Source organism: Streptomyces sp. Root1304 (assembly GCF_001426405.1).
Classification (GTDB): domain Bacteria; phylum Actinomycetota; class Actinomycetes; order Streptomycetales; family Streptomycetaceae; genus Streptomyces.
Genome location: NZ_LMEP01000022.1, coordinates 89,399 through 110,686 on the forward strand (window position 1 = coordinate 89,399; position 21,288 = coordinate 110,686).

Genomic DNA, 21,288 nt, shown 5'->3' on the forward strand with positions numbered 1-21,288 from the left:
TACTCCGTCGGTGGTATCCGCGAAGACGTCCCCTGGGACGACGACGCGATCGGCCGGGAAGAGAGATCGTGGAAGGTATGAGTCCCCTCGTGCTGTCCGTCCTCCTGGCCCTGGTCTCGGCGGTCGCCTACGCGGGCGCGGCGATCGTGCAGGAGCGGGTCGCCGCCTCCGTAGGCGGCCCCCGCTACGCACCGCTGCGCAATCCGGCCTGGTGGGGGTCCGTCCTGCTCAACGGCGTCGGCGCGACCCTGCACGTCGCGGCCCTCGCGTACGGCCCCCTGAGCCTGGTGCAGCCGCTGGGCGCCCTCACGATCGTGTTCGCGCTGCCCATGGCGGCCCTGTTGGTCGGCCGCAGGGCCGGGCGGCGGGCCTGGCGCGGGGCCGTCATGGCCACGGCGGGACTGGCCGGACTCCTGAGCCTCACGAGCGGCGCCGAGGGGCGGTCCCTGGCCGACGGGGACCGGTGGCTGCTCACCGCCTGCACCTTCGGCGTGGTGGCCGGACTGTTCACGGCGGCGCACCTGGTGGGCAGGTCGGTGCTCCGGAGCATCGTCCTCGCGGCCGCGGCGGGCGTCTCCTTCGGCATCGCGTCGGTCTTCACGAAGGCGGTGGCCGAGGAGTGGACGCCCGAGGCGCCGTTCGCCGAGTGGACCGGACTTCTGGTGCTCTCGGCCCTGGCCGTCACGGGCCTGTTCCTCTCCCAGGCCTCGTACCGGGGCGCCGGTCTCGCCGCCCCGCTGGCCACCGTCACCGTGGTCAACCCGGTCGTCGCCGCCGCCGTGGGCCTGACCCTGTTCGGCGAGAGCTTCCGCTACGGCACGGCGGGCACGGTCGCGGCGCTGATCTGCGGCGCCGTGGCCGCCGGCGGCCTGGTGCAGCTGACGCTCGACCGGATGACGGACCCGGCCGCGTCGCCCTCGGCGTCGGACCCGGCCGCGTCGCCCTCGGCGTCGGATCCGGCACGGAGCCCGGGGACGGGTCCGAGCCGGATCGACGGGACACCCCCCACGGCGTCAGAAGGTGACTCCGCGGGCCCTGAGGTAGGCCAGGGGGTCGATGTCGGACCCGTACCCGGGACCCGTGCGCACCTCGAAGTGGAGGTGCGGTCCCGAGCTGTTGCCGGTCGACCCTGAGCGACCGATCCGCTGGCCCGCCTGGACCCGCTGGCCCTCGCGGACGGCGAGCGCGGAGAGGTGCGCGTACTGGCTGTAGCGGCCGTCGTCGTGGCGGAGGACGATCTGGTAGCCGTACGCGCCGCCCCAGCCTGCGGAGACGATCCGGCCGCCGGACACCGCCTTGACGGAGGTGCCGGTGGGCACGGGGAAGTCGACGCCGGTGTGGTAGCCGCTGGACCAGGAGGAGCCGGGCTTGCCGTACCGGGTGCCGATGCCCGCGGAGACGGGGGCGGAGTAGCGGTCCTCGTCGGTGGTGGCGGGCTTGGGCCTGGGCTTGGCGGCGGGGCGGGGGGCGGGCTTCGTGGTGGGCTTGGCGGCCGGTTTGGCGGGCGGCTTGGTCCGGGGCCCGGCGGCGGGTTCGACGGGCGGCTTGACCGCCGGTTCGGCGGCGGGGCCCGCGGCCGGCCTCGTGGGCCGGGTCACCGGCTTCGCGGCGGGCTTGGTCACGGGCCGCACGGCGGGCTTCGTCGCCGGGTGCGCGGCGGCGGGGCGGGTGCGGGGCACGGCGGGCTGCTGAGCGGTGGGCCGTACGGCCGGGGCCGTGGCGGAGGGCGCCTCGGGTGAACCGGTCCTCGGGGCGGCGACGGTCTTCGCCTCGGGCGCCTTGCCTGCCTCCCTCGCCTCCCCCGGCTTCTCCGCCTGCGCGGACTTCCCTGCCTGCGCGGACTTCCCTGCCTGCGCGGGCTTCTTCGGTGCGGCGATGCGCAGGGTCAGGCGCTGGCCGGGGAGGATCAGGTCGGGGTCGTCGCCGACGACGGGCCGGTTGGTGTCGTAGAGCCCCTGCCAGCCGCCCTGGACCCGTTCTTCGAGGGCGATCTTCGACAGCGAGTCCCCGGGCGTCACCGTGTACATCTCACGGACGGTGGGCACGGCGGTGGGGCCGACGTTCCTGGCCTGGTGTGCGGATTCGGTCGATAAGACCCGCTGCCCCGGAAGGGAGGCGGTCTTCATCGTGTTCCCACCACCGCCGGACGGCTTCGTCGCCGTCCTCCCGTCGGGGGTGACCTCGGGTGCCTGCCCGCCCCGGGCGAGCCCCGCGCGGGGGCCGCACGCGGGCCAGGCGCCGGGCCCCTGGCCCTTCAGGACGCGCTCGGCGATCACGATCTGCTGGTCCTTGGAGGCGAGATCGGCGCGCGGGGCGTAATGGGTGCCGCCGTACCGCTCCCAGGTGGACTGGCTGAACTGGAGGCCGCCGAAGTAGCCGTTGCCCGTGTTGATCTGCCACTGGGAGGTCGACTCGCAGGCCGCGACCTTCTCCCAGACGTCGAGCGAGGCGGCGTGGACGGTGCCCGCGCCGATCAGCGGCAGCGCCATGCCGGCGCCTCCCGCGGTGACGGTGAGCGAGGCACGGTTGATCCGGCTCGGCTGGTGGCGGCGGTGACGTCCGCGTACGGCCATGGGCCCCCCTTGAACACAGCGACAGCCGTCCAAGTTAGGGGTGGCGCACGCTCCGTGACAAGCGATACGCGAAAACGTCAAGCGTCGTACGTCATCTCGGCGTTGACGCGGGGCCGTCGCCGGCCGGACCCGGCTGGGGCTGAGGCTCGGGCTCCGGTACGGGTCCGCCGGGCTGGGGAGCCGGGGAGGGATCGGGGTCGGGAGGGACCGGGACGGGGTTCGGCGGGGGTACCGGCGGCGGGGTGGGCACCGGCGGGGGGATGGGCGAGGGCGGCAGCGGGTCGGGGTAGGGGTGCGTCATGGCGGGACCTCTCGGTCGACGGGTTCCGTCTTCCTCCAGGGTGGCCCGCCGGACCGAACGGCGCCCGCCGGGCCGCGCCCTTCGGGTCGGAAGGGGGGTCGGTTCCGCGGCGGTCGCCGTGTCGGACCGGAGGCGGTCGCGTCGCATCGCCGTGTCGGAACGGGGTCAGTCGCGTCGTGCGCGGGCCGCGGCCGACGCGGCGGCGGCGTCGGCGGCCGCCGCGAGCCCGAGGCGTGGACTCGCCAGAACGGGCCGCCGGGTGGACATCCGCTCGACGGCGTCGGCCATGGAGGCCTGGGCGAGGACGACGACGCTGCCTTCCGTCAGGGGCGCGCGGTCCACGGAGGCCGCCACGGCGTCGAGGTAGCCGTCCCTGTCCCCCGCCTCGAACAGCTCCCACGCGCCCTCGACCACGACGGTGCTGATGAACGAGGTCTCGGGTCCGGACCGTCCCGACTCCTCGGCGATGAGGTCGATGGTGGGCTCCAGGGTGGAGCGCAGGGCGGCCACGACGATGATCCGGCGGTACCGGGCGGCCTCGGCGGCCATCGGGCGGTCGACGCGCAGCACGGGTACGCCGAGCGGGGCCGCCTGGCGTTCGGCGGTCCCGCCGATCGTGGAGCAGGTGCAGAGCACGGCGTCGGCGCCGTCCGCGACGGCCGCCGCGAGCGCGGCGGCCACCGGCTCGGCGACCGCGTCGGGCCCCGCCGACCGGGCTCGTTCCAGCAGTTCCTCGTCGACGAGGTGACGCAGGACGAGCCCGGGGTGGTGCCGGTCGCGCAGCCCGTCGAAGACGGGGACGTGGACCGGTGAGGTGTGGAGCAGGGCGAGGGTGCCGATCGGAGTCACCACAGGTCCGGGGTTGCCTTCAGCCGGCGCTTCGCCGCACGGACCACGTCGGCCGGGGCGACCGGGGCCTCGTCCGGGTGGCGCTCGGCCCAGGCGGCGGCGTACGGGCAGAGCGGTACGACGGGGACGTCCTCGCCCGCGGCGATCGCGTAGAACTCGCGTACGAGCGCGGCGGCGATCCCCTTCCCCTCGTGTGCCTCCTCGACGATGGTGTGCACCGCGACGAGCGCGTGGGGTTCGTCGTCGAGGACGGAGTAGATGACGACACCGACGAAGGTGTCGCCGTCGAAGGCTTCCAGGCGCCCGGCGGGGCGGTCGTCGCGGATCTTCAGCTCGGCCATGTGAGGCTGCTCCCTGGGTTCGGTCGGACGGGACCGGTACGTGGCCCGCCCTCAGACCCGTACGGGTACGGATTCCGGGGTGCCGGGCTCCGCGGCGGGCGCGGGCACGGCGTGCGGAGCCCGCACGGTGTCGCTCCCGGGGACGGGCGCGGACGCGTCGGCCCCGAGTTCCACGATGCGGTTGTCGCCGTCGACGTGCACGACGCGCGGGACGAACGTCCGGGCCTCGGCGTCCTCGACCTGCGCGTAACTGATGAGGATCACGAGGTCACCGGGGTGCACGAGATGCGCGGCGGCGCCGTTGATCCCGATGACACCGGACCCACGCTCGCCCTCGATGACGTAGGTCTCCAGCCGGGCCCCGTTGTCGATGTCGACGATGTGCACGAGCTCACCGGGCAGCAGGTCGGCGGCCTCCATGAGCGCGGCGTCGACGGTGACGGATCCGACGTAGTGCAGATCCGCCTGGGTCACGGTCGCACGGTGGATCTTGGACTTGAACAGAGTGCGCAGCACTGTGGACTCCTCGAAGACGGCTCCCTGCCTGCTTTCTGCAGGTCAAGGGCGGTCTCGACCCTACACCGGGACGCGCCGAGCGATGTTTGTGAGGAACATCGCTCCGGTCGAGCTGGACAGCTTCCTGTCTTGGGTTTCCCTTAGCAGCGGCGCCTGTTGGGACGACCACCCCGGAACGCGCGGGGACTCAGGCTGACCGAACGCCGACTTGCCTGATGACCCATCAGGCATGCGCAGGCCGTGCATCCGGACCTCGTGCGCCCATGCACCACCGACCTGCCGGGGACTGTCCTCGACCCGGTTTACGGAACACGGCCCCTCTGCCCATCAGCCAGTCGACGCTCGACCGCTCCAGAAGTCGGCTCGCTGCCTGCCGCGCCCGAGAGCCTCGGCAGCAACGGTCGGCTTCGGGCTACGGCGCTCGGGCTCTCGGCGGTATCGACGGGTGACGGTGCTGCCGGGGGCCAGGGACCCTTGAGGGCGATCGCATGGGCCGGGATCGTGACGGTGGCGAGGATCGCCGCCAGCACGAGGTAGGTCTCGCGCCACGACAGGTGGTCGGACAGCGCCGCGGTGAGCGGGGCGAAGACGGTGGAGGCGAGGCCGCCGGCGAGGGTGACGACCGTGAGGGCTCGGACGTGATCCGGGGCCCACCAGCGGGTGAGTGCGGCGAACGCGGGCTGGTAGAAGGTGGCCGCCATGGCGAACCCGCCCAGCAGCCACCCGGCGAAGAACACCGGCAGGTTCGGGGCCAGGGCCACGATCACCAGACTCAGGGCCCCGGCCGTGGAGCCTGCCGTCATGACTGTGCGTGGGCCGCGGCGATCGATGATCCGGCCGACCCGGATTCCCGTGAGGCCGGAGACGACCAGGGCAAGTGAGAACGCGGCCATGGTGGCGCCGGTGGACCAGCCGCTGTCGGCGGTGATCTGCGGGTTCAGGACCGGGAAGGCGTAATAGAGGATGCCCCAACTGGTGATCTGGGTGGCGCAGAGCGCGGGCAGGACGGCGCGGGGCCGCGATCGGTCCCCTGCTCCGGTCGCGGCCCCGCGGGCATGAAGGTCGGCCATCGAGGGATCAGCAGCATCCGCCGGCGGCGACCGGTTCACTCGCATCGCTGTCGGTGGTGGCGGTGCCGGCGCAGCACGTGCTGCCCTGCTGCTTGGGCAGGGTGTCGGCGTCGGCCTTGACGACGTACACCTCCCACGGTTCACGGCCGGGGCCGTGGACCCACACCTTGTCCTGGACGGCGTAGCAACAGGTGGTGTCGTTCTCCTCCGTCGTCGCCAGACCCTCCTCGCCCAGCCGGGCGGTGGCCGCGTGAACCGCCTCGGTGGTGCCGACTTCCACGCCGAGGTGGTCCAGACGGGTGTCCTCGTTCTCTTCACCTTCGACGAGGACGAGCTTGAGCGGCGGTTCCGCGATGGCGAAGTTGGCGTAGCCCTCACGGAGCTTGGCCGGTTCCGTACCGAAGAGCTTCGTGTAGAAGGCGACGGATGCCGCCAGGTCGGGAACGCGCAGGGCGAGCTGTACGCGGGACATCGTGATCCTCCAGTTGTGGGCGGGCAAATGGGTTGGACAGGCAGGGTCAGCAGCCGCCGGAGGCAGCCGGGGATCCGACACCGATCTGGAGCGCCGCCGGGCTCGCGCAGCAGCCACCGCCGTCGGTCGAGGTGTCGGTGGGCTGGTCGAAGAGGCCGGCGCCGCCGCAGACGCCGGTCTCGGGAAGTACGAGTTCGACGCGCTCGGCGGACTGCCGGTCGCCGGCGATGGCGGCGACGACAGAGCGGACCTGCTCGTAGCCGGTGAGAGCCAGGAAGGACGGAGCACGGCCGTAGGACTTCATCCCCACGAGGTACACACCCTCCTCCGGATGCGCCAGCTCCTTCACGCCGTGCGGGTAGACGGTGCCGCAGGAGTGCTGGTTCGGGTCGATGAGCGGGGCGAGCCCGACGGGGGCCTGGAGCCGCTCGTCGAGTCCCAGACGCAGTTCGTCGAGGAACGTCAGGTCGGGGCGGAAGCCGGTCAGGACGATGACCTCGTCGACGGGGTCGAGCCGACGGCCGTCCTCGGCGACCAGCACCAGGCGCTCGCCGTCGCGCTCGATCGCGTCCGTACGGAAGCCGGTGACGGCGTCCGCGTACCCCTCGTCGACCGCGGCCTTCGCCGCGAGGCCGAGGGCGCCACGGGCCGGGAGCTGGTCGGCGCTCCCTCCGCCGAAAGTGCTGCCCGAGATACTGCGCCGCAGGATCCAGGTCGCACGGGTGTCCGCGCCGTCCCGGGACTTCGCGAGGGCGGCGAGCGAGGCGAGCGCCGTGAAGGCCGAGGCTCCGGAGCCGATGACGGCGGTGCGCCTGCCCGCGTAACGGGCGTGCACAGCGGGGTCCTTGAGGTCGGGAACCCGGTAGGAGATCCGCTCCGCCGCTGCACGTTCGCCGAGGGCCGGGAGTCCGTCGCCGCCTGCCGGGCTCGGAGTGGACCATGTACCGGAGGCGTCGATCACGGCCCGGGCGAGGACGCGCTCTTCGCGGCCGTCGCCGTGTTGGATGTGCACGGTGAAGGGCTGCTTGTCACGGTCGACGTCGACCACACGGTCGCGGCCCGTGCGGGATACTCCGGTGACCCGCGCGTCGAGCCGGACCCTGTCGCCGAGGACGTCCGCGAGCGGCTGGAGATAGGCGGCGGCCCATTCTCCGCCGGTCGGGTAGGTGTCCGCGTCGGGCTTCACCCAGCCGGTCGGGGCCAGGAGCTTCTCGGCGACCGGATCGATGACCTCGCCCCATGCTGAGAAGAGCCGCACGTGGGACCACTCCCGAACCGCCGCTCCCGCTTGGGCGCCGGCCTCGAGCACCAAGGCTTCCAGCCCCCGGTCGACGAGGTGCACGGCAGCGGCCAGGCCGGCGGGTCCGGCTCCGATGACCACGACAGGCAGCCGGTCGGTGGCGGTGACGTTCACGACTCTTCCCCTTTGATTCGACATTCGTCGATCTCTTGCACCTTCAGCTTGGCACTTGATTCGACAAGCGTCAACATAGACACTCATCGAATTCACCGCTCCGGGCCACCCGCCGGCCGAGCAAGACCTCCCGACCGCACAGGGCGGGCGCCGGGTGGCACAGCCGCGCGAGCTCCGGCCGAAGCCTGCGACGACCACGTCAGTACGGCTGGAACGAGACTGGGTGCGGCCCAGGTTGCAGAAGTACGCTCGCTTGCCATGACTCGGACATCGAGGCGCTCGCGCCTCCTCGGAATCGCGATGGCCGCCACCGGGCTGGTAGCGCTGTCTGCCGGCCCCGCCGCCGCGGACGGCTGTAGCGGGTGGCGGTGCGAGTGGACCTTCTACAACAACCGGATCGAAGTCGACAACGGCCCCAACCAGGCCGGCAACCAGTCATGGGTATGGGTGTACGACGGAAACGCCGACGGCTCCGCGATCGGGGCGTACATCCAGTGGAAGAGCAGCCTGACCTACTCCGACCAGATCGACGACAACGGATCCGGCAACTCCGGCAAGGCCGTGACGCACACCGAGGACGTACTGCGGGTCAAGTTCTGCTTCTACGAGAACGGGGTTCGCGTCGACTGCGAAGACGGTCCGTGGCGCTACGCGTCATAGCGACCCCGAGCCGTCCCGCCCCCCTGGATCCTCGGACTGTTGGTTCGACGTGTGTCAACATAGACATATGTCGAACGTGAAGATGCTGCCGGTGCTGGAGCCCGATACAGAGCCCTGCTGCCCGCCTCTGCACGAGCGGCCGCTGACCGCCGAAGAGGCCGAGCGAACCGCCGTCATGTTCAAGGCGCTGGGCGACCCGGTCCGGCTGCGACTCTTCTCCTCCGTCGCCTCACACGAAGGCGGAGAGGCCTGCGTCTGCGACATCTCCGATGTCGGCGTCTCCCAGCCCACGGTCTCCCACCACCTGAAGAAGCTGAAGGAAGCCGGGCTCCTCACCTCGGAACGGCGGGGCACCTGGGTGTACTACCGCGTCGAGCCCGCCGTCCTCGCGGCCATGGGAGCCCTCCTCACCAAGGCCGCCTCGGCATGAGAGGTTCCGGAGCGCGGCGCGAAGCGCGCCGACGCACAGACAGCCGCGCCACGACGGAACCGGCGCCCCTCCCCAGGCTCAGGGACAGCGACGCCGGACGTCAGGAGACCTGGACGGCCGGAGCGATCTCTTCCTTGCCGGCCTTCTCGGTGTCGGCGAGAAACTCGCCGAGCGCAGCCAGGACGCCCGATGCAGGGCGGTAGTACACCCAGGTGCCGCGCCGCTCCGAAGTGAGGAGGCCCGCTTCCCGGAGCTTCTTCAGATGGTGGCTGACCGTGGGCTGGGAGACGCCCACGTCGGCTATGTCGCAGACGCACGCCTCGCCGTTGGGGTGCGATGCCACTCTGGACAGGAGGCGGAGCCGGACGGGGTCGGACAGTGCCTTGAACATCGCCGCCATGATCTCGGCGTCCCCTTCGGACAGCGCGGCGGTCACGATGGGCGGGCAGCAGGCAGGAGCGGTCGGACCGGATATGCGCGGGGTCGACTCGGCCAAGGGGCCGGTCCTCACGCCGAGGCCGCGGGGCGGCCCATGACGGCGTCGGCGGCACTGGGGAAGCAGGCCACGCAGGCGACGTTGATGGAGTAGAGCATGGAGGTCCCCTGGCGCTCGCGCAGGACGAACCGCACGTCGGCGAGCAGCTTCAGGTGGTGGGACACCGTCGACTGTCCGACGCCCATCCGGTCGACGATCTCTCCGACACTCATCGGCCCCGTCGCCAGGGCGAGGAGATTGAGGATCTGTACGCGGGTGGGATCGGAGAGGGCCTTGAACCAGGTCGCGTAGGACTCGGCCGTGGTCCGGTCGATCAGCTGGGCATTCATCGTACCGCTCATGATCCATCGATGTTATTCGATGACCACCCGCGACGGCAAGGTTCACTCCGTACAGAGAGGCCTCATAGAGGACTCACGGAGGGCCACCGGGATCTCGCTTGCGCCCGAATCCGCTAGCGCCAGCGACCGCGTAAGCCTCGCATGGAAGGCAGCTGCGCCAGCGCGACCTGGGAACAAGCCCCGCCTTCCGCCAGCGGTCACCGAAACCACAGGAGGGGCCCCTTCGGTGCGACGAGGGACGCAGGATCCCCATTGCCGGACCTCCCTTTAATCGTCTATCATCGATATTCGATAAAGGGGGTGCCGATCGAGCCTCCCCATGCGTCTCGGCACGTCCCCCGTACGTACCTTCACGGCGCCGCTTCCCTCATGTGTCACCGTCTCAGAGAGGTTCACCTGTGGACGAATTGCTGGCCCTTGGCCGGTTCATCCTGTTCGAGGTGCTGCACTATCTCCCGTGGTTCCTGGTCGCCATCGTCCTGGGGATCGCCGTACAGCGTCTGTCGATCGACGTGGTCGCGCGCCGCAGCTTCGCCCACGGGCGCAGGGGCGTCCTCGGCATCGCCATCGTCACGGCCATCGGAGCGTTCAGCCCCTTCTGCTCCTTCACCGTGATCCCGCTGATCCGCCGCTTCCTGATAGCCGGCGTTCCGCTCTCGGCGGTCATGTCGTTCTGGATCGCCTCCCCCTCCATGGACCCGGAGATCTACGCGCTCTCCGCCGCCCAGCTCGGGATCCCCATCGCCACCGCCCGCCTCGTCGGCGCCCTGGTACTCAGCTTCGGCGCGGGTCTCATCGTCCTGGCGCTCGAACGGCGCGGGCGGTTCGCCGACCCGCTGCTCGACTCCACCGAGGAGAAGACGCCCGCCCAGACCTGTTCGCAGGAGACGGTGACCGTTCCCGAATCCGCGTGCTCGACGGCGAAGGCGACCGTCCCCGAGCCCGTGACCGTCGGCGGTGGCAGCGCGGGCGGCGGGACGTCCGAGGGCGGCTGCGGAAGCGCCGCGCGGGAGACCGAGCCCGCGGCCGGTGGCTGCTCCACCGCAGCACGGAACGACGTGGAGGACGACGGCACCCCGTGGCGCGTACTCGTGCGGCGGGACATCAAGAACCTCCGCGCCGGCGAGATCCTGAAGGAGATCGTCAGCGACTCGCTGATCCTGGGCAAGTGGCTGCTCCTGGCCATCGTCCTCGAGGCCCTGATCGTCCGCTACGTGCCCACCGATGTCGTCTCGGGCATCCTCGGCACGGACGGCGTCCTCTCCGTCCTGGTCGCCGGGCTCATCAGCGTCCCGCTCTACCTCAACGGCGTCGGCGCCATCCCGGTCGTCGAGGGCCTCCTGGACCAGGGCATGGTCGCGGCGGCGGGCGTCACCTTCCTCCTCGGCGGTGCCCTCACGACGATCCCGGCCATGGTGGCCGTCAAGAGCGTCGTCAAGACGAAGGTCTTCGTCTTCTACCTCGGCGTGGGCCTCCTCGGCAGCGTGGGCATCGGTCTCGTCACGCTGCCCCTGCTCTGACCCGGTACTCCTCCTCACCCCCCACCCACGCTCCTGCGGCGACCCCCGACGCCGCAGGAGCGTCGCCGTACCCGCTGACGAATACCGTGCGGACCCCGCCTACGGGAGCGCACCGAGGCAAGGAACACGTATGACCGCATCACCGCGCCCGGACATCACCCTGGCCCCGATGACCGACGACCACGCGCCCGCCGTGATGGCGATCTACCAGCAGGGCATCGACGAGGGCAACGCCACGTTCGAGACCACCGCGCCGCCGTGGAGTGCGTTCGACACCGCCAAGCTGGCGGCGCACCGGTTCGTGGCGCTCGACCGGCAACGGCGGGTAGTCGGCTGGACGGCCGTGTCCCGCGTCTCGGCTCGTCCCGCCTACGCGGGGGTCGTCGAGCATTCCGTGTACGTCGGTCCCACGGCACGCGGAGCCGGCGTCGGCCGCACGCTTCTCGAAGCGTTGATCGTCTCCACGGAGAAGGCGGGGATCTGGACGATCCAGGCGGGCATCTTCCCCGAGAACACGGCGAGCCTGGCTCTGCACGAGTCCGTCGGGTTCCGCGTACTGGGCCGACGGGAGCGCGTGGCCCGACACCACGGCGTCTGGCGCGACGTCCTGCTCGTGGAGCGCCGCAGCCAGGTGGTCGATTGACCGATGCCGGTCACCACGGTGACCGGCATCAGCCCGGGTGTTCCTGGCCGGTACGGCTCCGGCCCGTACCGACCGCCGTGTCAGGGGAGCTCGAACGGCAGGTCCATTCCGTCCAGCGCCGTGGCGCACGCGCAGTCCCGCTCGCGGTCCAGGACGTGGACGGTCTTCAGGACCAGGCTCTTCAGGCGTTCCACGTTCGCCGCGAACACCCGGAACACCTCGTCCTGCGAGACGCCCTCTCCGCGCTCCACACCGGCGTCGTAGTCCGTGACCAGAGCTATGGAGGTCTAGCAGAGGGCGAGTTCACGGGCGAGTACGGCTTCGGGGTGCCCGGTCATGTTGATCAGGGACCAGCCTGCCGCGGCGTACCACTGGGACTCGGCCCGGGTGGAGAACCGTGGCCCTTCGACGACCACCATCACTCCCCGGTCATGGACGTCCGCGCCCGCTTCTCCCGCGGCCTTGAGCACGGCCGCCCGTCCCGACGCGCAGTACGGGTCGGCGAACGACACGTGGGTGGCACCGTGCTCGTAGTACGTCTGGACGCGGACGGCGGTCCGGTCGACGAGCTGGTCGGGGAGGACGACGCTTCCGGGGCCGAGAGACCCGCGCAGCGAACCCACGGCGCAGGGTGCGAGGACCTGCCTCACCCCCAGCGAGCGCAGTGCCCACATGTTGGCGCGGTAGTTGATGCGGTGCGGCGGGAGTTCGTGGTGGCTGCCGTGCCGGGGCAGGAAGGCCACTCTGCGGTCGCCGACGGTGCCGATGGACACCGCGTCGGAGGGTGAGCCGTAGGGGGTGGTGACCTCGACGCGCTGTACCGACTCCAGGAGTTCGTAGAAGCCGCTGCCGCCGATGACCGCGATGTCGGCCTTCGGCGCCGTGTCGGACGGATCACTCATCGCTCGGGTCCTCCTGCGTGTGCGTGTCGACCGGCGCCGCCGGCCCACCCGGGCCGGGCCGGGAAACGAGTGGGGTGAGAGAGGCGACGGCCTCATGGCCGGTCACCGCCGCGCGTTCGTCGTCGGGGCGGCGCACGGCGACCGTCTGCCAGCCGGCCTCGGCCGCGGCGTCGAGCTCGGCTCCGACGTCGCTGACGAACAGCAGGTCGGCGGGGGCGTGCCCCAGGTCCACCGCGATCGCACGGTAGGAGTCGGCGTCCGCCTTGGGGCCGGCTGTCGTCAGGTCGAAGTAGCCGTCGAGCAGCGGGCGCAGGTCGCCGTGGGCAGTGTGGCCGAACCAGTCCCGCTGGGCGGCCACGGAGCCGGAGGAGTAGATGAAGCGGCCTGCGCCCTGCGCCTTCCAGTGCTCCAGTGCGGGCGGCACGTCCGGGTACACGTGACCGTGCAGCTCGCCCGCCGCGTAGCCGCCGGCCCAGATCAGGCCCTGCAGCGTCTTCAGCGGCGCCGCCTTCACATCGGCGTCGGCCCACTGCTCCAGGAGCACCAGAGCGCTCGCCTCGTCGTGGGCCGTCCCGGTGTGGGCGGTGACCGCGTCGAGGATCTGCCGCCAGGGTGCGGTGCCGCGGTGTGCGGCGAACCAGGGGGCGAACCGCTCACGCGCGTAGGGGAAGAGGACGTCACGTACGTGGCTGAGGGAGCCGGTGGTTCCCTCGATGTCGAGGACGACGGCCCGCGGCGGCCCGTTGTCGGGAACTCGGGCCTGTCGGCTGCCCGGCATCAGCCTTCCCGCAGCAGCACGTCGAGGCGGGGGAAGCCTTCGGCGATGGGCTCCTGGGTGAAGTCGCCCACCCAGCCGTCCTCCTTCTCGAAGAACCGGATGGCGCAGAAGTCCGGTACGGGTCCCATGTCGAACCAGTGCCGGGTGCCGGCCGGGACCGACAGCAGGTCACCGGCCTCGCACACCACGGCGTACACGCGGTCGTCCAGGTGCAGGTAGAAGCAGCCGGTGCCCTGGGCGAAGAACCGGACCTCGTCCTCGGCGTGCCGGTGTTCGTCGAGGAAGGTCGACCGGGCCTTGGCCGCGCGCTCCTGCCACTCCGCTCCCTCCTCGGGGTGCAGACGGGCGACGTCGACGAGGCGCAGTCCTTGGCCGGCGCACAGTTCGTCGACCTCGGCCCGGTAGGCGTCGAGCAGTTCCTCGGACGACGTCTGCGGGGTCACCTGTGCACGCAGCGGCCAGCGGGTGAAGGAGACCGACCTCTCGCGCAGGGCTTGCGCGATGGTCTCCTCGTCCCGTGTGCGGAGCAGCACGGTGTCCGGTGCGTCGTCCGGCATGATCTGCAGCAAGGTCATGGTGTGGTCCTGTCGTCGGGTTCTTCAGGCACGGAAGACGCGCAGCTCGGACCGGGACAGCACGAGCAGCTGGCAGAGCGACTCGAGGCATTCGAGCCGGTTCTTCGCCTGGCCCAGCGAGTCGCCCCACGTGGTGATGCCGTGATCGGCCAGAAGCAGGCCGGGCGGACCTTCCCGGTCGACCGCGAGATGGGCGGCGACGTCGTCGGCGATCCGGTCGACCTGGGGCCAGTTGGGGAACACCGGCAGGTCCGTGGAGGTCGGGTCCTTCAGCCCCAGCCCCTTGAGCAGCTCGAAGCGATCCACTCGTACCGAGGAGACGGCGTCCGGAGCAGCGGCACGGTGGGCGACGACGGTGGCGTACGGGGAGTGGACATGGATGACGGCGCGGGCTCCGGTGACTCGGTAGACCGCCGCGTGGATGGAGGTCTCCGCCGAGGGGCGGTCCTGGCCGGGAGGGGACGCCCGGCCGGTGAGGGCGTCGACCTCCACCACGTCCCGGGCGGTCAGTTCGCCCTTGTCCCGGCCGCTCGCCGTGATCAGAGCCCGGCCGGGATCGTCGGGCAGACGCAGGGAGATGTTGCCGGACGTGCCCGGCATCCACCCGCGCTCGTACAGGATGCGGGAGATGTCGGCCAACTGCTGGGCGGTCTGCTTGCCGGCGGCGGTGGACGGCGCGTAGCTCATGCCCTTACCTCGGATGCGTGGTGGACACCGTGCTCGGAGACGATCGCGGTGATCAGGGAAGCCGGGGTGACGTCGAAGGCGGGGTTGTACGCGCGTGTGCCGCGTGGCGCGGTGCGGACCTCGCCGTAGGAGGTCACCTCGTCCGCGGCACGTTCCTCGATGACGATGTCCCGGCCGTCGACAAGAGACCTGTCCCACGACGACTCGGGGGCGACGACGACGAAGGGGATGCCGTGGTGGGCGGCGGCGATCGCCAGTCCGTAGGTGCCGATCTTGTTGGCCACGTCCCCGCGCGCGGTGATCCGGTCGGCTCCGACGAGGACGCAGTCGACGAGCCCCTGGCTCATGGCAGCGGCGGCCGCGCTGTCGACGCACACGCGGTGCGGCACGCCGGCCTCAGCCAGTTCCCAGGCCGTCAGCCGGGCTCCCTGCAGGAGTGGCCGGGTCTCGTCGACGAGGACCTCGGTGACCTTTCCGGCGTCGGCGAGGGCGAGGATCGTGCCGAGGGCGGTGCCCACGGCCGCGGTGGCGAGTCGGCCGGTGTTGCAGTGGGTCAGGAGTCGCAGGGATCGCTGCGGGCAGCGGTCCAGTACGGCCTGGACCGCATGGGCGACCATCTGCCGGTTGACCGCCCGGTCCTCGGCGATCATGGCGGTGGCCTCGACCAGGACCGCGTCCGGGCCGTCGGCGAGCCTTCCGAGAGCCCGGTCGACGGCCCATGCCAGGTTGACGGCCGTCGGGCGGGCGGCGGCGAGCCGCCGGGCGTCGGCGCGCACGGCCTGCTGCCCACCGCCGCTGATGCCCGGCGAGCAGTGGGCGTACGCCGAGAGCGCGACGCCCAGGGCGCCCGCGAGTCCGATGGAGGGGGCGCCCCGTACCGCGAGCGTCGTGATGGCGGTGACGACGTCGTCCACGGTGTCCAGGCGCAGAAGCCGCCTCTCGTGGGGCAGCGCGCGCTGGTCGAGGGTGACGATCGCGTTGTCTTCCCAGCGCAATGACGGCTGGCCGGAGGGCATGCTCACGGGCGGCGGCTCCTTGGGGCCTGAAAGGTGGAACCGGTCAGTCGGTCAGGGGGCGCGACCGCAGTTCGACCAGGGCGGGCGCGGCCTCCAGGTCGGCGGTCACCTGCTCGGGGTCCTCGCCGACGGCGATGACGTAGCCGTACCGGTTCATGTACGCCCGGGGCGGGAGTGCCAGCCGGGTGCCGGGGCCTGCCGTCGCGACCGCGCTGTGCACCGTGGTCCCGAAGAGGTCGGTGCGGACGGTCACCTCGACCGCCTCGCAGTCGGCCTCCGGGTAGAGGAACCTGATGGCCGCGGTCCTCTGTGCCTTCGGCGCGGTGTCGGGGGTGAGCCCCGCCGCCACGTGGGCGGCCGCGACCGCCGGGTCGGTGCCGGTGGCGAGCATCCCGATGAGGGGGATGAAGTCGCCGCCGAGGCGCGCGTTGATCTCGACGAGGCGCGGCCCCTTGGGGGTGAGCTTGAACTCGGTGTGCGTGGCACCGTGTTCGAAGCCGAGCGCCTTGTGGATGCGGTCCAGCTGGTCCAGGAGTTCGGCGTCCTGGAGGAGGGGGTCGGCGGCGTCGACGGTGTGCCCGGTCTCTTCGAAGTACGGGTCCATGCCGGTCTGCTTGCGCGCCACGATCATCGGGGTGCATACGCCGTCGACGACGACCGCGTCGATGCTGATCTCGGGACCGGTGAGGTACTCCTCGACCAGGACGTCGGCCTCGTAACGGGGCACTCCGGGCCAGTTGGCGGAGCTGGCCGCCTCGAAGGCCGCTTCGACGGCGTCGCCGTGGTCGGCCCGGACGACACCGAGGCTGCCGGCGAGTCCACGGGCCTTGACCACCACGGGGTAGCCGGTCGCGTCGGCCGCGCGGCGCGCCTCGGCCGCCGTGGAGACCGGGGTGCAGGCCGGCTGCGGGACGCCGGCGGCCGTCAGCCGCGCCCGCGTGGTCGCCTTGTCCCGGCAGGAGAGCACCGCGTCGGGCGCGCTTCCGGGCAGGCCGAGGGCTTCGGCAAGGCGGGCGGCGGCGTGCACGAGGGACTCGTCGTAGGTGAAGACTCCAGCGACGGGAAGCTGTTGCATGACCTTCTTCGCCTCGGTGAGGAGTGCGTCGAGGTCCTTGGTGTCGAGGAGCGAGGTCCCCTGCACGTACGGCAGTTGCCAGCTCGGCTCGTAGGCGTCGAGGAGCCACAGGCGGAAGTGGCGCGACACGGCCGCCACGATGTACTCCCGGTAGCGGCGGTCACCGCTGCCTATGAGGAGCAGGACCGGTGCCTCGGTGGTGGGCGAGTGCGGGTGGGGCGTGGCGGCCATGGCGGGAACCTTTGCGTCGACGTGTGGTCGGGGCCGGGGCCGGCCGACGGAACGGGGCAGGGGCCAGATCGGCAACGGCACTGTCGGCCGACGGCCGGAACCATGCCAGGATCAAGCGATGTATGTCAATAGATCGATGAATGGCCGAAGGGGCACCCCTCTCCAGGCGTCACGGCCACATGGCACCCCTGCCCCGGTTCGCCCGCCTCTGCGGGTGCCTGCGGAGGCTGTTCAGGTTACCCAGTGTGGGCGTTCACGCAGATGAGATCGATAGGAGGGAAGAGCGTCCGCACGCCTTGCGACTCCTGCGACGTGCGACGGGCGGCGAAATTCGATCGGCGGCCATCGATGATTCAGACGCGGCGGATGGCTCCGGGGCAACCTGTCCGACACGGCCGAACCACCCACACCGGGTCGCCAGAAAGGCTGGGAAGGAGTAGCGTTCCCGCACGGATCGTGCCCCGCAACGCGCGGGGCCACGAGCCGGTGGACGCCGGGACGGCGCGGGCGCTCCGAAGGAGAAGCGGCCGGGCCTCATCCGCAAGGCCGTCGGGCCACAGGAGCTTCACGCCCTCCGTCGGCCAGACCGCCGAAGAACGAGGCCAGATCGGTCAGCGCCTCGGGGCGCAGCCGGTAGTAGGTGAAACGCCCGCAGGGCTCGGTCTCCACGACGCCCGCTTCCCGGAGAACCCGGAGATGGTTCGACAGGTTCGTCTGCCGCGCGCCCGTCTCCTCGACGAGGTGAGTCGTACACAGCGACTCACGGTCGAGCAGGCACACGATGCGAAGCCGCAGAGGGTCCGCCAGGGCCCTCAGCAGTTCCGCGTTCACCGACGTCAGCATGGCCTGATCGTGACACACCGAGCACAACCGGTGCCAACCGCAGGATTTTCCAACACCGTTGCACTGCAACCCGTTTGAGGAGACATGGGTGCCCCGGATGCCCTCTGTTCTGTTCGTCTGCATTCACAACGCCGGCCGGTCCCAGATGGCCGCCGCGTGGCTTCGCCACCTGGCCGGCGACCGGATCGAAGTCCGTTCGGCGGGCTCCGCACCGGCCTCGGCGGTGAACCCGGCAGCGGTCGAAGCGATGCGCGAAGTCGGTATCGACATGTCCGCGGAGGTCCCCAGGATCCTCACCACGGAAGCCGTCAGCGAGTCGGACGTGTGCGTCACGATGGGCTGTGGGGACACCTGCGAGGTCTTCCCCGGCAAGCGCTACCTCGACTGGAAGCTCGACGACCCGGCCGGGCAAGGGGTGGAGGCGGTGCGCCCCATCCGCGACGCCATCAGGGGCCTCGTCGAGAATCTCATCGCGGAGATGGACGCGGCGCGGGCGCGTTGAACCAGAACGGTCAGAACGACGCGCAGTCGACGCTCTGGGGGAAGGCACGCTTCCTGAGCTCCCGAAGAGCATCCCAGCGGATCGAGAACCAGGCCCAGGTTCCTCGCTGTTCACGGCGCAGCAACCCTGCCGTGGTGAGGATCTTCAGGTGACGGCTCACCGTGGGCTGCGCCAGGTCGAGCGACTCGGTCAGGTCGCAGACGCAGAGCTCTCCGGTCGGCGACTGGTCGATGAGGTGGACGATCTGGAGGCGGGTCTGGTCGGCCATCGCCTTCAACTGGGCTGTCAGCAGCTCGACTTCGCCGCGGTCGATCAGCGGTCTCGGGGAGCACGGAACACAGCGCTCCGCACTCACGTCCTCGATCGGTATACCCACCGCAGGAATTGCCATCCTGACACCATACGAGTCGACAAGATCCCACGACCAATCCGATGATCGATATCCGTCAGGAGTTCACCATCCGTTCACTCGCACCGTCTCGGCGCAGAAGGGCGGTGATCGCCCGCGCGGCTTCGCGCGCGGGGCGGCCGACGCCGACAAGGGTGGCCGAGGCGGGCCCGGTCCAGTCGCCGTACCCGAGCAGATGGAGTCGTGGCTCTCCGAGAGCCTCCGTTCCCCGGGTGGGGGTGTGTCCCCGATGACCGCGGAGCCCGAGCGGGGCGAGGTGGGCGAGAGCGGGACGGAAGCCGGTGCACCAGATGATCGCGTCGGCCTCGGCCCGCGTACCGTCGGCCCACTCGACACCGGTCTCCGTCACACGCGTGAACATCGGTTGCGCCTTGAGGAGGCCCGCATCGCGGGCTTCGCGTACGGGTGGGGCGGCGACGATGTCACCGAGCGAAGCGACTCCCCCGCCGTCGGCACGGCCTTCATCGAGGGCACGCCGGCGGGCGGTGGCGTGGTCGAAGAGGGCGCGGCCGTCGATGTCGTCGGCGAGGAACCGCGCGGGCCGCTGGGTGGCCCAGGTGAGATCGGTGTCGTACGCGAGATCGGCGGCGATCTGTGCTCCGGAGTTCCCGCCGCCGACGACGATGACCCGCATTCCGGCGAACTCACCGGGAGTGCGGTACTCGACGGTGTGGAGCTGCCGCCCCTGAAAGGAACCGCGGCCCGGGACGGAGGGAAGGAAGGGCCGTGACCACGTTCCCGTGGCGCTGACGACGGCGCGGGCGCGCCAGACACCGGAGTCGGTCTCGACGCGCAGGTGCTCGCCGTCACGGCGGACCGCCTCGACGCGAACGGGCCGTTGTACGGGGAGTTCGTACCGCTGCTCGTAGTCGGTCAGGTAGTCGACGACGTGGGCGGCCCCGGGGTACGTCTCCCCCTGCTGCGGCGGCATGAGGCGACCGGGCAGGGACGAGTACGCCGCCGGCGAGAAGAGGTGCAACGAGTCCCACGTGTGCTGCCAGGCCCCGCCCGGCGCGGTCTGAGCGTCGAGGACAGTGAAGTCGAGGCCGCCGAGGCGGCGCAGGTGATATCCGGCGGCGAGTCCCGCCTGGCCACCACCGATCACGACGACGTCGAGCGCCTTGCTCATCCCCTCGGCTTCCCTTCATCCGGCTGCGCCTCGCCCCGGTGGAGGGGCGAGGCGCAGAGTAGCGACACTGCGGGGCTACGGCCGGGCGGGGGCGAACCTCTCGCGCCAGGCCAGCGACACGTACACGAGCGCGACCAGGACCGGGACCTCGATGAGGGGGCCGACGACTCCGGAGAGGGCCTGACCGGAGGTGACGCCGAAGGTGGCGATGGCGACGGCGATGGCGAGTTCGAAGTTGTTGCCGGCGGCGGTGAAGGCGAGCGTCGCGGTGCGGTCGTAGGTGAGGCCGATGGCCTTGCCGAGGGCGAAGGTGCCGAACCACATCACCGCGAAGTAGACGAGGAGCGGGAGGGCGATCCTCGCCACGTCCAGCGGCTGCGAGGTGATCGTCTTCCCCTGAAGGGCGAAGAGGATGACGATCGTGAAAAGCAACCCGTAGAGCGCCCACGGCCCGATCTTCGGCAGGAACTTCGTCTCGTACTGCTCGCGGCCCATCCTCCTCTCACCGATCCGGCGGGTGAGGAATCCGGCTACCAACGGAACGCCGAGGAAGATGACGACGTTCAGGGCGATCTTCCCCATCGAGATGTCGAGCGTCTCGCCCTCGCCGAGGCCGAGCCAGCCGGGCAGCAGGTCGAGGTAGAACCAGCCAAGGGCACCGAAGGCTACGACCTGGAAGACCGAGTTCAGCGCGACGAGGACCGCGGCGGCCTCGCGGTCACCGCAGGCCAGGTCGTTCCAGATGATCACCATGGCGATGCAGCGGGCAAGGCCGACGATGATCAGGCCGGTGCGGTACTCCGGCAGGTCCGGCAGGAAGATCCAGGCGAGGGCGAACATGAGTGCCGGGCCGAGGATCCAGTTGATGACGAGCGACGAGACCATGAGCTTCTTGTCGCCGGTGACGGCGTCGAGCCTGTCGTACCGGACCTTGGCGAGGACCGGGTACATCATGATCAGCAGGCCCACGGCGATGGGCAGCGAGATGCCGCCGATCTCGACCTTGGCCAAAGCGTCGTTCAGGCCGGGGATCAGCCGCCCGAGCCCGAGGCCGAGGCCCATGGCGAGGAGGATCCAGACGGCGAGGAAGCGGTCCAGCGTCGACAGCTTCGCGACGACTGAGGAATCCACAGCCCGAGAAGGGGCTTGGGTGGGGGTCACGGACAGGCCCTCTTGTTCTCGGCAGCGGTACGGGCGGATGCGGCCAGGTCGGCGAACTGGCCGGCCAGCTGGGCGATGACGTCCGGCTTCAGGCGGTAGTACGTGAAGCGACCGCAGGGCTCCGTCTCCACCACACCGGCCTCGCGCAGCACGCGCAGGTGGTTGGAGAGGTTGGTCTGCTTGGCGCCCGTCTCCTCCACGAGATGGGTGGTGCAGAGGGTCTCGCGGGCGAGCAGAGTCACGATCTGGAGCCTGAGCGGATCGGCCAGAACCCGGATCAGATCAGTATCGACTGACGTCATCATGGACTGATACTGTCACATCACTCGCTGCTGATACCAGCCGGGGCTGACC

At 70.9% G+C, this 21,288-nt stretch carries 23 protein-coding genes and 3 pseudogenes; 6 read left to right on the top strand and 20 right to left on the bottom strand.

Annotated features, from left to right (window positions below; all coding sequences use genetic code 11):
• Positions 1-77 precede the first annotated feature (77 nt).
• Entirely contained in the window at positions 78-1,133 is a 1,056-nt protein-coding gene (locus ASD33_RS35085; protein ID WP_277922094.1) for a DMT family transporter, read from the top strand.
• On the opposite strand, the gene ASD33_RS19860 is transcribed toward ASD33_RS35085, so the two are convergent.
• The 7 genes and pseudogenes from ASD33_RS19860 to ASD33_RS19890 form a co-directional block, all read right to left on the bottom strand.
• Positions 1,014-2,573: a transglycosylase family protein gene (locus ASD33_RS19860; RefSeq protein ID WP_056561947.1), complete on the bottom strand. Its 1,560-nt coding sequence runs from the start codon at positions 2,571-2,573 to the stop codon at positions 1,014-1,016. The two genes, ASD33_RS35085 and ASD33_RS19860, sit on opposite strands and share 120 nt — an antisense overlap.
• A gap of 466 nt (positions 2,574-3,039) precedes the next feature.
• Positions 3,040-3,726, bottom strand: coding sequence for an arylsulfatase (locus ASD33_RS19865; protein ID WP_242427109.1), 687 nt, complete (start codon positions 3,724-3,726; stop codon positions 3,040-3,042).
• Positions 3,720-4,079 (bottom strand): annotated as a pseudogene (locus ASD33_RS19870) (GNAT family N-acetyltransferase); the annotation flags it as partial. The gene ASD33_RS19865 and the pseudogene ASD33_RS19870, both read right to left, overlap by 7 nt.
• A gap of 36 nt (positions 4,080-4,115) precedes the next feature.
• Complete coding sequence (panD, locus tag ASD33_RS19875; RefSeq protein WP_056561952.1) at positions 4,116-4,580, bottom strand: aspartate 1-decarboxylase; 465 nt, start codon at positions 4,578-4,580, stop codon at positions 4,116-4,118.
• A 401-nt stretch (positions 4,581-4,981) separates the two neighbouring features.
• Positions 4,982-5,650: pseudogene (locus ASD33_RS19880) on the bottom strand (MFS transporter); the annotation flags it as partial.
• A 7-nt stretch (positions 5,651-5,657) separates the two neighbouring features.
• On the bottom strand, positions 5,658-6,122 hold the full coding sequence (locus tag ASD33_RS19885) for an ArsI/CadI family heavy metal resistance metalloenzyme (RefSeq protein WP_056561954.1): 465 nt from the start codon (positions 6,120-6,122) through the stop codon (positions 5,658-5,660).
• A 46-nt stretch (positions 6,123-6,168) separates the two neighbouring features.
• Positions 6,169-7,536, bottom strand: coding sequence for an NAD(P)-binding domain-containing protein (locus tag ASD33_RS19890; RefSeq protein WP_242427111.1), 1,368 nt, complete (start codon positions 7,534-7,536; stop codon positions 6,169-6,171).
• A gap of 258 nt (positions 7,537-7,794) precedes the next feature.
• On the opposite strand from ASD33_RS19890, the gene ASD33_RS19895 reads away from it, so the two are divergent.
• Positions 7,795-8,196, top strand: coding sequence for a hypothetical protein (locus ASD33_RS19895; RefSeq protein ID WP_157870058.1), 402 nt, complete (start codon positions 7,795-7,797; stop codon positions 8,194-8,196).
• A 67-nt stretch (positions 8,197-8,263) separates the two neighbouring features.
• Positions 8,264-8,626: a metalloregulator ArsR/SmtB family transcription factor gene (locus ASD33_RS19900; RefSeq protein WP_056561958.1), complete on the top strand. Its 363-nt coding sequence runs from the start codon at positions 8,264-8,266 to the stop codon at positions 8,624-8,626.
• A 100-nt stretch (positions 8,627-8,726) separates the two neighbouring features.
• Here the strand turns inward: ASD33_RS19900 and ASD33_RS19905 are convergent, their stop codons facing one another.
• Together ASD33_RS19905 and ASD33_RS19910 are read right to left on the bottom strand one after the other, a co-directional pair.
• Positions 8,727-9,122, bottom strand: a complete 396-nt coding sequence (locus ASD33_RS19905) for a metalloregulator ArsR/SmtB family transcription factor (protein WP_056563076.1) — start codon at positions 9,120-9,122, stop codon at positions 8,727-8,729.
• 11 nt (positions 9,123-9,133) lie between these two features.
• Positions 9,134-9,463, bottom strand: coding sequence for a metalloregulator ArsR/SmtB family transcription factor (locus ASD33_RS19910; RefSeq protein WP_229832930.1), 330 nt, complete (start codon positions 9,461-9,463; stop codon positions 9,134-9,136).
• A 398-nt stretch (positions 9,464-9,861) separates the two neighbouring features.
• Between ASD33_RS19910 and ASD33_RS19915 the strand changes: the two genes are divergently transcribed.
• Positions 9,862-10,983 (top strand): permease, encoded by a 1,122-nt coding sequence (locus ASD33_RS19915; RefSeq protein ID WP_056561960.1) that lies wholly within the window; start codon positions 9,862-9,864, stop codon positions 10,981-10,983.
• A gap of 130 nt (positions 10,984-11,113) precedes the next feature.
• Positions 11,114-11,626, top strand: a complete 513-nt coding sequence (locus ASD33_RS19920; protein WP_056561962.1) for a GNAT family N-acetyltransferase — start codon at positions 11,114-11,116, stop codon at positions 11,624-11,626.
• An 80-nt stretch (positions 11,627-11,706) separates the two neighbouring features.
• On the opposite strand, the pseudogene ASD33_RS19925 reads toward ASD33_RS19920, so the two are convergent.
• From ASD33_RS19925 to ASD33_RS19955, 7 genes and pseudogenes are all read right to left on the bottom strand, one after another.
• Positions 11,707-12,528: pseudogene (locus ASD33_RS19925) on the bottom strand (S-methyl-5'-thioadenosine phosphorylase).
• A complete protein-coding gene (gene mtnC / locus ASD33_RS19930; RefSeq protein WP_056561964.1) occupies positions 12,521-13,306 on the bottom strand; it encodes an acireductone synthase in 786 nt (261 codons plus the stop codon). Before mtnC ends, ASD33_RS19925 begins: the two are co-directional and overlap by 8 nt.
• Positions 13,306-13,881 (bottom strand): cupin, encoded by a 576-nt coding sequence (locus ASD33_RS19935; RefSeq protein ID WP_056561966.1) that lies wholly within the window; start codon positions 13,879-13,881, stop codon positions 13,306-13,308. Before ASD33_RS19935 ends, mtnC begins: the two co-directional genes overlap by 1 nt.
• 24 nt (positions 13,882-13,905) lie before the next feature.
• A complete protein-coding gene (mtnB, locus tag ASD33_RS36385) occupies positions 13,906-14,568 on the bottom strand; it encodes a methylthioribulose 1-phosphate dehydratase (protein ID WP_056561967.1) in 663 nt (220 codons plus the stop codon).
• Entirely contained in the window at positions 14,565-15,584 is a 1,020-nt protein-coding gene (mtnA, locus tag ASD33_RS36390) for an S-methyl-5-thioribose-1-phosphate isomerase (RefSeq protein ID WP_056561969.1), read from the bottom strand. Before mtnA ends, mtnB begins: the two co-directional genes overlap by 4 nt.
• Before the next feature lie 43 nt (positions 15,585-15,627).
• Entirely contained in the window at positions 15,628-16,890 is a 1,263-nt protein-coding gene (locus ASD33_RS19950) for an ATP-grasp domain-containing protein (protein ID WP_056561971.1), read from the bottom strand.
• A 534-nt stretch (positions 16,891-17,424) separates the two neighbouring features.
• Entirely contained in the window at positions 17,425-17,733 is a 309-nt protein-coding gene (locus ASD33_RS19955) for a metalloregulator ArsR/SmtB family transcription factor (RefSeq protein ID WP_056561973.1), read from the bottom strand.
• 88 nt (positions 17,734-17,821) lie between these two features.
• On the opposite strand from ASD33_RS19955, the gene ASD33_RS19960 reads away from it, so the two are divergent.
• On the top strand, positions 17,822-18,235 hold the full coding sequence (locus ASD33_RS19960; RefSeq protein WP_107103762.1) for an arsenate reductase ArsC: 414 nt from the start codon (positions 17,822-17,824) through the stop codon (positions 18,233-18,235).
• Positions 18,236-18,245: 10 nt separating this feature from the next.
• On the opposite strand, the gene ASD33_RS19965 is transcribed toward ASD33_RS19960, so the two are convergent.
• The 4 genes from ASD33_RS19965 to ASD33_RS19980 form a co-directional block, all read right to left on the bottom strand.
• Positions 18,246-18,626 carry a metalloregulator ArsR/SmtB family transcription factor gene (locus ASD33_RS19965; RefSeq protein ID WP_063991977.1) on the bottom strand — a complete coding sequence of 127 codons (381 nt, stop codon included), beginning with the start codon at positions 18,624-18,626 and terminating at the stop codon, positions 18,246-18,248.
• A gap of 55 nt (positions 18,627-18,681) precedes the next feature.
• Positions 18,682-19,773 carry an ArsO family NAD(P)H-dependent flavin-containing monooxygenase gene (locus ASD33_RS19970; RefSeq protein WP_056561977.1) on the bottom strand — a complete coding sequence of 364 codons (1,092 nt, stop codon included), beginning with the start codon at positions 19,771-19,773 and terminating at the stop codon, positions 18,682-18,684.
• Between the two features lie 75 nt (positions 19,774-19,848).
• Positions 19,849-20,934, bottom strand: coding sequence for an ACR3 family arsenite efflux transporter (gene arsB, locus ASD33_RS19975; RefSeq protein ID WP_056561979.1), 1,086 nt, complete (start codon positions 20,932-20,934; stop codon positions 19,849-19,851).
• Positions 20,931-21,239 (bottom strand): metalloregulator ArsR/SmtB family transcription factor, encoded by a 309-nt coding sequence (locus ASD33_RS19980; protein WP_030076694.1) that lies wholly within the window; start codon positions 21,237-21,239, stop codon positions 20,931-20,933. Before ASD33_RS19980 ends, arsB begins: the two co-directional genes overlap by 4 nt.
• Between the last annotated feature and the right edge of the window lie 49 nt (positions 21,240-21,288).